6 protein-coding genes are annotated in these 10,734 nt (G+C 45.9%); 5 read left to right on the top strand and 1 reads right to left on the bottom strand.

The features are described from left to right. Window positions 1-2,632 (bottom strand): AMP-binding protein (locus tag U1H99_RS28225; RefSeq protein WP_323144934.1); only part of this gene is annotated, 2,632 nt, incomplete at its 3' end. A gap of 923 nt (window positions 2,633-3,555) precedes the next feature. Between U1H99_RS28225 and U1H99_RS28220 the strand changes: the two genes are divergently transcribed. From U1H99_RS28220 to U1H99_RS28200, 5 genes are all read left to right on the top strand, one after another. Then, a complete protein-coding gene (locus U1H99_RS28220; protein ID WP_323144933.1) occupies window positions 3,556-4,512 on the top strand; it encodes an IS1595 family transposase in 957 nt (318 codons plus the stop codon). A 421-nt stretch (window positions 4,513-4,933) separates the two neighbouring features. Further along, window positions 4,934-5,167: a hypothetical protein gene (locus U1H99_RS28215; RefSeq protein ID WP_323144932.1), complete on the top strand. Its 234-nt coding sequence runs from the start codon at window positions 4,934-4,936 to the stop codon at window positions 5,165-5,167. A 435-nt stretch (window positions 5,168-5,602) separates the two neighbouring features. Continuing rightward, window positions 5,603-8,032 carry a penicillin acylase family protein gene (locus U1H99_RS28210; protein WP_323144931.1) on the top strand — a complete coding sequence of 810 codons (2,430 nt, stop codon included), beginning with the start codon at window positions 5,603-5,605 and terminating at the stop codon, window positions 8,030-8,032. Further along, entirely contained in the window at window positions 8,029-9,678 is a 1,650-nt protein-coding gene (locus U1H99_RS28205; RefSeq protein ID WP_323144930.1) for a cyclic peptide export ABC transporter, read from the top strand. Before U1H99_RS28210 ends, U1H99_RS28205 begins: the two co-directional genes overlap by 4 nt. Next, the gene (locus U1H99_RS28200; RefSeq protein ID WP_323144929.1) at window positions 9,668-10,477 is read left to right on the top strand and encodes a 4'-phosphopantetheinyl transferase family protein; all 810 of its coding nucleotides are present in this window, start codon (window positions 9,668-9,670) and stop codon (window positions 10,475-10,477) included. Before U1H99_RS28205 ends, U1H99_RS28200 begins: the two co-directional genes overlap by 11 nt. Window positions 10,478-10,734: the final 257 nt, after the last annotated feature.

Raw genomic sequence — 10,734 nt, 5'->3', positions numbered from 1 at the left:
ATCCCAGCTGCTGCTCGAGGACCTCGCCCTTGAGCCAGTTCCTCTGCCAATGGGCGTAATCGGCGTACTGGATTTCCAGTTCGGGCAAGGGATCGGGTTTGTCCTGGCTGAAAGCGCTGTAGAGGGCCGAGACTTCCCTGACCAATATCCCGATGGACCAGCCATCGGAAACGATGTGATGCTGCGTTACCAGCAGGACATGCTCGTGCTCCGCCAGCTTGAGCAAGGCGCCACGGATGAGCGGACCCGTGCCCAGGTCGAACGGACGGCTTCGCTCTTCTTCGCCCAGCCGCACCACCTGTTCCTCCTGCTGCGCCTTGTCCAGCGCGGTCAGATCGATCCGCGCAAGGGCAAAGCCCACGGATGGCGCAGCGATCCGTTGCACCGCTTGTCCATCGAGTTCGACAAAGGTCGTGCGCAGGCTCTCGTGGCGGGCGACGATGCGGTCCAGCGTCGCCTGCAGCGCTTGCGTATCGAGCTTGCCGGTCAGTCTCACCGCTTCTGGAAGATGGTAGGCGGCGCTGGCCGAGGGATCGAGCTGTGCCAGGAACCACAGGCGTTGCTGGGCAAAAGATGCGAATTTAACTTTATCGTTAACTCGACCAACCTTCTTTATGTGAGATTCGCTCCGTGCACTTTTTGCGATTCTGTCAGCCATCTGACTTATCGTTGGACACTCAAAGACGAACCGGATGTCAACTTCGATTTCAAAAATAGTTGAGATTCTTTCTACAATTTGGCTTGCAGCAAGAGAATGTCCGCCGAAGGAGAAAAAATCGCCATCTAAAGAGATATCTTTAACACCTAAAACTTCTACCCATATAGAAAATACTATCTCAGAAATAGAAATGAGTTTTTCCGAAAAGTCACGGTCCGCATACTTCTTATTTTCTACCCCAGTTGTTTCTTTTTTCCATTGCCAAACAAACTTGAACTCGTTTGACAAGAAGAGCTCTCGGCATTTCAAGCGCTGAATTTTTCCGCTAGAGGTTCTTGGAAGATGCCCGCCCTTCAGGAAAGTTATAGCGCCTAAATGCAAGCCAGGATATGACTCAGCGAGCATTATGCTGACTTCGGTTTTTGCCAAATAAAAGTCAGAGGAAAAATCTACATCTATTTCTTGGAAGACGGCTACCTCACAATTTTCTTCGTCCCCAATAAGAACAACAGCGCACCCATTGGCCTTGAAGCCACGGTTTAAATTTTCAACATCAACTTCGACGTCTTGAGGGTAAATATTCGCGCCATTTACTATTATTAATTCTTTAATTCGCCCTGATATAAATAACTCGCCCTCATATAAAAACCCAAGGTCTCCAGTTCGCAAGTAGAATCCCGTGGGACTACGGCTGTCTTCCACAAATGCGTCGGAATGTTTCTTCCCCCAATAACCAGTACTTACCGATTCTCCTGCCAGCCAAATTTCGCCTACCGAAGCCTCAGAGCATTCCATTAGCGTTTTAGGCTCTATAATCTTCAAACCCATACCCGCGGGCACATGCCCAACCGAAACATGCGATAAAGAATCACTATTAGACGACAAGCGAATAGTATTCTTTCCAAATGCTTCCTTATCCACCCTAATTATCTTAGGAGGTACATCGCCACGAGCCATCGTGCTTGCAGTAACAAGTAAGGTATTCTCTGCCAATCCATAAGCAGGAGTAATTGAGGCGCAGCGCAAGCCATACGGAGCGAAAGCTTTCAAAAAAGATCTGATAGTCTCTTCGCGAATACGCTCAGCACCATTTACTACAATATCAAGCGAATCAAGTTGTAGGGCAGAAGCTTCACTCAAACTTACACGCTTTGCGCATAACTCATACGCAAAATTTGGAGCTCCAGTCATTCGGGCTTTATATCTGGATATAAGCTCGAGCCATCGAACAGGGGATCTTAAAAAGACAGATGCGGGAAAGAGGATTGAGTGCGCGCCCACAAAAACGGGAACGATAATACCTCCGATTAGGCCAAAGTCGTGGTGAGGAGGTAGCCAAGAGACTATGCGATCATTGGTACGCAGACCATAAACCTCTTTGCACATCTGCACATTCGCTAAAATGTTTTTGTGCCGGACAATTACACCACGAGGGTTCGTGGTGGATCCAGAGGTATATTGCAAAAAACAGGGGTCATTCTCATCCACGTCTGGATCTTGCCACATGCAGTTACCACTAATAAGTGATTCCATTGAAACCCACTTGCATGTGAGATTGCCCAAACTCTCCTCGACGCCTAGATCCCTAACTTTTTTCAGGTCGCGAGACGACAAAACGGCAACTTTTGCATCAGAATCATCAATTATGTGCGCAAACCTAGAGAGAGCGCGCTTGTTATTAACCGGAGGAGATGGGACAGCAATCAATCCAGCATAAATGCAGCCAAAAAAAGCCGTAACATAATCAAGCCCCATAGGAAGGGCCAGTGCAACCCTGTCACCTTTACTACATATAGTTTGCAAATTCCCTGCTATAACTTTGGCGCGGCTGTGTAATTCGGCGAACGTAAGCTCATCGCTAACACTACGTCCGTCAGAGAGAAAAGTGAATGCGAGGGAGCCGCTAAGACCCGATTCCGCAGATGCCTGATAAAAAAGCAACTCCACCAGCGTGCCAAATTCAGAATTTACCATATGTATACCGCTCTATTTAACTGTTTTGCCGAATTTTCTTACAGCGTATGTTTTAAGTGCAAATGAGGAAAAAAGTAACTCGATACTCACATTCTGTTTTATTGATATAGATGAGATTCAAATCTGGCAGCGCAGTGTAACAATCAATAAAAGCCAAACGATTTCGCTGCTCGAAGGCTTTCTGCTGCATTTCCCAAATACTCACAAAAATTCAAAACTTCGCACAAACGCTCACGGACGACCGCAAATCTCAACCACTCTAAGCATTTAAGTGCGCTGATCCATCACCAAAATTATAGTTTAACACCTATAATAGAATATTTGTTCAAAATCTAAAAACAAAAGGCGGTAATTATACCGTGTTGATGCCAAAAACGCAAGTTTTCCTACCTAGTACAAATTTGGCTCACAGTTTTTGCAGTGCGCACGAACTCGCGGGTGTTTTTTGTTGACTAAGCGAGGAAAATCCACATATCATTTTTCCCTGCGAAAATTATCATCAGTCTTGGAGTTACTATCGCAGGTGAACTTCTACTTACAAGATGGTCGATGAGCCTTTTAGAAAAGTCCGCCGTCATTCTCTTAACAATAATGCCCGTTATGGTCTCGAATCAAGAAAATAAATTCATGAATTTCGATTAACACTTAATATGGTTTGTGCATTGGTGTGGTTATAACGTATGAACATCGCTCATTGTATTCGACAGCAAGAAAACTAACCTGATGCGAGTGACGGGGCTTACGCTCCTTTTGTCCGCTATTAATCGCTCGCCGACTTGCCATAACTAGTTGCTCTCCTTGTGTCCCTAGTAAAGTTCTGCCCTTTCGTCACAACAAAGCACCTGATTATGTTCTTGCTTCAGAACTCTGCCGCTCCTGCTGAGTCAAACCTTCAAGATGGCTGAGTTACTGAGGAGACGGTGATGGCAATCAACGGAATTCAGTTTCAAAAAGGACTGTCCCTGGCGGCATTCCTGAAGGACTACGGCACCGAGGACCAGTGCGAGACGGCGTTCATCAAGGCGCGCTGGCCGCACGGGTTTATTTGCCCGTGCTGCAGCCATACGGCTGCTTACGAATTCAGGCGGCAGGAACGGCGCTACTGGCAGTGTGGCGCCTGTCGGCATCAAACCAGCCTGCGCTCGGGAACGGTGATGGAGCATGGCCACCTGCCGTTGACGAAATTGTATCTGGCGATCTACCTGATGACGCAGTCGAAGACGAACATCGCAGCACTTGCCCTGATGCGCCAGTTGGGCATTTCCTGGAAAGCTGCGTGGTTGCTCAAGCACAAGCTGATGGAGGTAATGGCCCAGCGCGAGGCCGATCATCCGCTGGAGGGAGATGTCAGTGTCGATGACGCCTACCTGGGCGGTGAACGCACCGGCGGTGGGCCAGGACGCGGATCGTCGAACAAGGTGGCCTTTGTCGCGGCCGTGGAAATGCGAGAGGGACGTCCCCAGCGCGTGCGTTTCGATCCGGTAGCAGGCTTCTCGTTCGCAGCCCTGACGCCTTGGGCGCGGTTGGCTGTGGCGCCAGGCAGTTGCGTGGTGTCCGACGGACTGTTGGGTTTTGAAGTGCTCGAGCGGCTAGGCTACACGCACAAGGTGGTATTGGCTCCGCGCGGCAAAGCGGGAACGGAGATCGAGCCATTCAAATGGCTCAATGTCTTGCTGGGGAACCTCAAGACGAGCTTGTCTGGAACTCATCACGCGTTCAAGTTTGCGAAGTACGCCCGGCGCTACCTCGCCGAGGTGCAATACCGCTTCAACCGACGCGCCGACATGGCTGCCATGGTGCCGCGGTTAGCAGTCGCGGTAGCACAGACCAGGCCGTGTCCGAAAAGGATGGTCTTGGGAAAGGCTGAAGTACGAACATAATCAGGACAAAGCATGTTTGCTCACGCATTGTAAATAATGCCTGAACTAGGAAAGGAGCCAAATTTATTATTAGCTTACGTTAGGATTGGTGGGTAGAAGCAATCCTAGCTGGGCCTAAAGTTCGATACACTCGTTTCAATTGTAATTGTAATTGTAATTGTAATTGTATTAAAGCAATGAGATCCGATGAGAAACAGTCGCGGGTCGCGGTCGGCCAGGGTGTGACATTTTGTAAAAGTCCAGTACTGGAAGTATACCTACCAAGTCGGCGCTCGCGAGTTATGCTGTTCATTGTTTTTTTGGCTTTGTCGCACCGACCTGTTGCCCACTTTGGGTGCAAGTGGTCGAACAGCAATTCTTGCAGAAGTAGGGGGCCAATCACTATTAACGTACTCCGGAACTGTCTGTAATCGATGGCAAGATGTTCGACCGCAGCGGCTTGGTGCTGCCGTCATCAATGCCAGCGAAAGCCGTCTGGGCGATTCCTGAAGACTTTAAGCGGGCATCGCCCGATACGTTGCACGCGCTGGCTGGTCTGCTCGAGATGCCGCGATCCGAGCTGCTCAAGAAACTCGACTCCGACCGTAATTTCGTCTATCTGAAGTGCCAGGTCGAGATGGAGACTGTGTACAAGATCGAAAAGCTTGGGATATAGGGTTTGGACACTCGCAAAGAATATAAGCGTTATTACCCGTAGGGTGAAGTTATCGCACACCTCGTCGGTTTTACGAACGTGGAGGACGTCGGCTAGGAAGGCATCAAGTTGGCACAGCAAAAAATAATGACTGGTCGGGCCGTTGAGCGGCGCGTTATTAAGGTTTAATCTTAGACAGTCGCATTGCACTGCATAAAAATAAATGGTCCGGTCACAAATATTTCAACTATAGTTGAAGCGAAACATACCTCGAATTAGCATTATTCTTATGCTAAATTTCCTTCAAAAAGCTGTACGCTTGCGTGACTAAATCTCATGTGCGACAGCAATCACAAAAACAATTGCAATTTCCCTTTTTATCACTCTTTGTTGAAAGGTCTCGGGCGGCTAGTTATTTGCAGCTATATGGGCTAGCATATCCAAGAAAATTTTATTTTGAATCTCAAAATTTTTAGGCCAAAGATTGTTCGTTTATTCCTCCTATTAAGTGCATTTGGCATTATTGTCTTAGGATTGCAATACGACAATATCAGGATGTATCAACCTATAGCGGAATCCACGTGTTTAAAACCTGATCTATGTATCAAAATAGACAATTATGGTGTTCCCGAGATAAATGCAGGCTCCGATAAGGACGTATTCTTGGCGATGGGCTATTTACATGCGAAAGATCGGCTTTGGCAACTTGAGATCATGCAACGTACTGCCAGCGGGAGCTTGAGTGAGTTGCTTGGTGAAGATGCCTTATCATCGGATATATGGATGCGCTCACTACAGCTTTACAACTCCGCCAACTCTGCGTTTTCCAGTTTGAGCCCTGATGCGAAGAGCTCTTTAGAAGCCTATGCGGAAGGCGTAAATACTTGGATCAACGAGAAGCACCTTCTACCGCCAGAATTTAAAATCTTCGGAATATCTCCTCATAAATGGACGGCCATTGATTCTTTAGCGTGGATGAAGATATTCGCTTTGAATTTAAGCCACAATTTCAATGATGAAATTACACAGGCATATGCGGCAGAAATTATGTCTAGCGAGCAATTTAAAGCAATATTCGGAAAAACAAAGCCGTCATTGAAGGCTGACGCTATTGGAAATAATTACGACGGCAGCCCCAAAAAAAGCTTTTCGTCAATTGACTTTAGCGGCATCAGCTCATTGACTCCAGGCTTGAATGTCGCGGGCAGCAACGCATTTACTGTTGCCGGGCGCTTAACCAAAGATGGAGCGTCAATTCTTGCAAATGATCCACACCTCGAACTTCAAATGCCGTCGATATGGTACGTAGTGAAACAACGTGGAAAAGTGTTGCGCTCCGTAGGAATGAGTTTAGTTGGCCTACCAGTGGTCGTGTTTGGGCGAAACAACTCAATCGCATGGGGTGGTACAAGCATGATAGCAGACGTCCAGGACTTATTCGTTGAAAGTCCAAAACCTGATGACCCTAATTTATATAAGTTTGGGGAGCACTGGGAGCGATTCCAGAAACGAGTGGAGAAGATTATCGTTAAGCCTCGAATGCCCGCAATACTTCGCGACGAATATCCACCGGTCATGCTTAGCTTACGAACTACCAGACATGGTCCTGTCATCACCGATACGCAAACGAATAATGACCAAGTCCTTTCCCTCAGTTGGGTGGGGTTGCAGGGCGGCGATACCACATATGAAGCGCTATTTAATGTGAACTACGCTAAAGACTGGAGGACATTTCGCGCAGCGTTGTCACAGTTTGTTACGCCGGCTATTAATTTTGTTTTTATCGATAAAGATGGCAATATAGGTTTCCAAGGTGCTGGAAAGATTCCCGTTAGGTCGGGCTATCGCGGTGATTTTCCTGTGCAAGGAAGTGATGCAACCTTAGGCTGGCATAGGTATATCCCTTACGATAAAATGCCTTACGAATTCAACCCGCCACGGGGGTATATCGTATCGGCAAACAATCGGAATGTACCGGAGGATTACCCATACTTAATATCAAATAAATTTGCCTCTCCTGCTCGCGCTCAAAGAATCTCCGAGTTAATAGAGGATACGAAACGTAGATATGGCTATGTTTCAATCGAGGCAATCAAGCAGATACAAAATGATTTAACGAGTTTGCCCGCACGACGATTGTTGCCTTTGTTATTGAATTTGCCTCCTCAGACGCAACAACAGAGCGCAGCAATTAACATGTTAAAAAAATGGGACGGACGAATGACTAAAGACAGTTCCGCTGCCTCAATTTTCAATGTATGGATGCGTCACTTTGTGGAGACGGCTTTTGTGCGGCCAATCCAATTTCATTGGAACAAAAAAAATGCAAATGAAAAAGTAATCACGATGGTCAAATCTATGTCCAATGACCAGATATTCGACATCCTTACTAAGAATCCGAGCGTTTTTTGCCTGGATAAGACATCCCAAATAAAATTGCCATGTCATGAAGAACTTTTGAGTTCGTTAAACGATGCGTTAGAAGAACTTGAAAAGCTTCGTGGATCGAAAATGGATGAATGGACATGGGGTAGCATCCATTCTGCCACCTTTTCTAGTGTGCCATTTAGTGCGTTCAACGGAATTAAGGAGGTTTATCAACGTAAGATTTCGACTGGTGGAACTCCTGATACAGTTAATGTAGCCAATTATGATTTTCATCAGTCGGTTGGTTATGTACAAAGCTTTGGTCCGACGTTTCGTCAGATAGTTAAGTTGAGAGGCCAAGGTATCACGCATCTTTATATAAATTCGACAGGACAATCGGGAAGCCCGTTTTATAGGCATTATGATGACATGCTTCCGTTGTATGAAAACGGAAGTTATTTAAGTTTAAGCATCGATCATATCGACGTTCCTTCAAATTTGAACGCCAGAGCGAAATGAAATTTTTCTTTAAAATATTTTATAGATCTCCAAAAACAATCATTTTCTCAACAATTCTGGGAATTTTAGCTGGTTTTATTTATTCTTTGTTAATACCGTTGGTTACTAGTTCCCTCGATAATTTCGAAGGTACGGTGAAACATCATGAAGTGAGCTATTACAAAATACTGGGACTTAGTGTCAGTAACCCAAAGTTTGCAGCAACATTCGTCTGTATGTGTATATTCGTTTTGCTCGCGAAAACCTCTGCTCGAGCCTTACTTGCAAGAGTCGCTACTCGTGCCGCTAGCGACATTAGACAAGAGTTGTATCAGAAGATTTCTATGACGCCGATTTCGGATATGGATCGTATCGGGGCCAATCGTGTCCATACGGTATTAACAGACGATGTGGCCCGTGTGGTCTCGAGTGCACAGCGGGTGCCCGACTTGATCACCGCTGTCGTGTCACTTATATCGATGCTGTTATACATAGCTTATCTTAATACCCAAGCGTTTCAAATAATCATAAAAGCCCTGCTCGTTGGTGCGCTAACTTACGGAGTACTGCTGAGATACACTTACAAGGAGGCATCCAGACCGAGAGCAGCAATCGATGGCCTGTACGATGCGATACGCGGCTTAGTGCGGGGTGCTAAAGAATTGAAGCTCAACGCAATTAAGCGCAATATGTATTTAAATTTGACGCTGAAGGAGCGGGAGGATGAGTTTAGACGCAGTTACAATAGATTGGTTTCGATTAGCGCAGCTGCTGAGAATTACGGCGATTTGCTCGCTTTTTTTACTATAGGTTATATCGCATTCGCGTTTACGAGTGATCACTTAATAAGTAAGCAGGATTTAATCTTACTTATTATGGTTCTACTTTACATTACTGCCCCTGCAGCTATGATTTTCAGTGCTGCGAATCAGTTTTCTTCAGCAAATGTATCGATGTCCAGAATCAAGTGGCTGATGTATGATTTGCCATCTGAGATTTTATCCGAAGGCATTGAGAACGTCCCTAGATGGAATGAAATACATCTTTCTAATCTAGTATTTTCATACGATGCGGTCGGAGGATATTCTGTTGGACCGATAAACTTAACTATCCGTAAAGGAGAACTTATTTTTATAGTGGGTGGGAATGGTTCAGGTAAGTCAACCTTAGGAAAGATACTGGCGCTTCATTATCACCATGATGGTGGTGACTTTAGATTTGGAGATACATTTTTGTTAGATTCAAATCGGGATGACTTTAGGCGGCAAATATCGGCGATATTCCCCGACTATTATCTATTCGATAACTTGCCAGCGATATTTAATAGGGGTAATTACAGTATTGCGAAGAACCTGTTGACGGAATTTGGTTTATCGCCAGCAGTTGACATCAAAGCTGACGGAGCATTTTCTACACTGGATTTGTCTGAGGGACAAAAAAAGAGGCTGGCTCTACTAATGGCCCTAATGGAAGATAAAAGCTTATACATTTTCGATGAGTGGGCGGCTGAACAAGATCCGGAGTTTCGGGAGTATTTCTATACAACGATACTTGCACGGTTGCGTTCGCAGAATAAGTCGGTGATCGTAATCAGTCACGACGACCGTTATTTTCATTTAGCAGATCGTGTGTTTAGGATGAAGAAAGGTTTAATCTTTGAGGTTTAAAAAAAATATTTTTCAGCGAAATTTGACGCAGGGTGATGAGTTCTTGGACGTTTGGGTATATTCGATAGAAGAATTCCATGACGTGCAGTACATTTGTCAAGTCGGTGCCATATTATCGGCTGATGAGCGAGAAGCTGCAGGCCGGTATCGTTTTGAATCTGATCGAGTCCGATATGTTTTTACTCGTGCGCTTGCTCGCGAAATCCTCGGGGCCTACTTAAAGAGAGAGCCTGCCAGCTTAACCTTCGAGTTTGGCCCATACGGAAAGCCATACTTGAAATTATTGGAACGAGATAAAAAGATACAATTTAATATTTCACACACTGATACAACGATTGTTATAGCGGTCGCAGAGGGAAATGAGGTTGGAATTGACATTGAGAAATATTCAAGCCCAACCTTGAAATATGTTGAACTGCTCGACATGTTTATGCTACAAGAGCGTGAGTATATTATTGGCGAAGCCGGTAGCGTTGCTAGTGAACGATTCGCAAGAATATGGTCACTTAAAGAAGCGTATCTAAAAGCTTACGGGGTAGGATTGTCTCGTCCGCTCAGGAGTTTCGGATTTCAAATTAGGGAACATATTCATATATTGGAGACTGATCCGGCTTTTCAAGCGTCCCCTTTACCCCAGTGTTGGCAGTTGTGCTTCGATCCTAAATCCATAATTTCCATTTGTAAGATAGGTGGTCATCGCAATAATCCTTTGAGAATATTCGATATCGGTCAAGAAAGTGGAATCTCGATACGGAATAGTCTGGAACATTCTAACGAGTTAAATATATTGAAGTCGTGAGATGTCGCTCGAAGTACTCGAGCTCCTTCACGATCTCGGCACCGTCCCGGCGCCCAACGAAAACCAGAGCGTTCCTCGTCCAGTTTCCCCTGCAGTATGAAGTCCCAGACCTGGGCCGCAGTCATGCACTCGTCATCCGAATAGTGCTCGAAAGCTTTGAGGAACAGCGCAGCGGACTCTAGGTCGTTCATGTCCATTAGCAAAAAGCTAAGACCTTTCTATACCACTGCGCTTTCTGATGCGCACCGAGCGGCGCC

The sequence above is a fragment of the Massilia phyllosphaerae genome (assembly GCF_034659755.1).
GTDB classification, from domain to species: Bacteria; Pseudomonadota; Gammaproteobacteria; order Burkholderiales; family Burkholderiaceae_D; genus Telluria; species Telluria phyllosphaerae.
This window is presented reverse-complemented; position numbering and strand designations above follow the sequence as displayed.

Bases quoted from the DNA above. Each gene is read 5' to 3' on its own strand.
- U1H99_RS28220 (WP_323144933.1), top strand. From the start codon at position 3,556: ATGGCAATCAACGGAATTCAGTTTCAAAAAGGACTGTCCCTGGCGGCA.
- U1H99_RS28215 (WP_323144932.1), top strand. From the start codon at position 4,934: ATGTTCGACCGCAGCGGCTTGGTGCTGCCGTCATCAATGCCAGCGAAA.
- U1H99_RS28205 (WP_323144930.1), top strand. From the start codon at position 8,029: ATGAAATTTTTCTTTAAAATATTTTATAGATCTCCAAAAACAATCATT.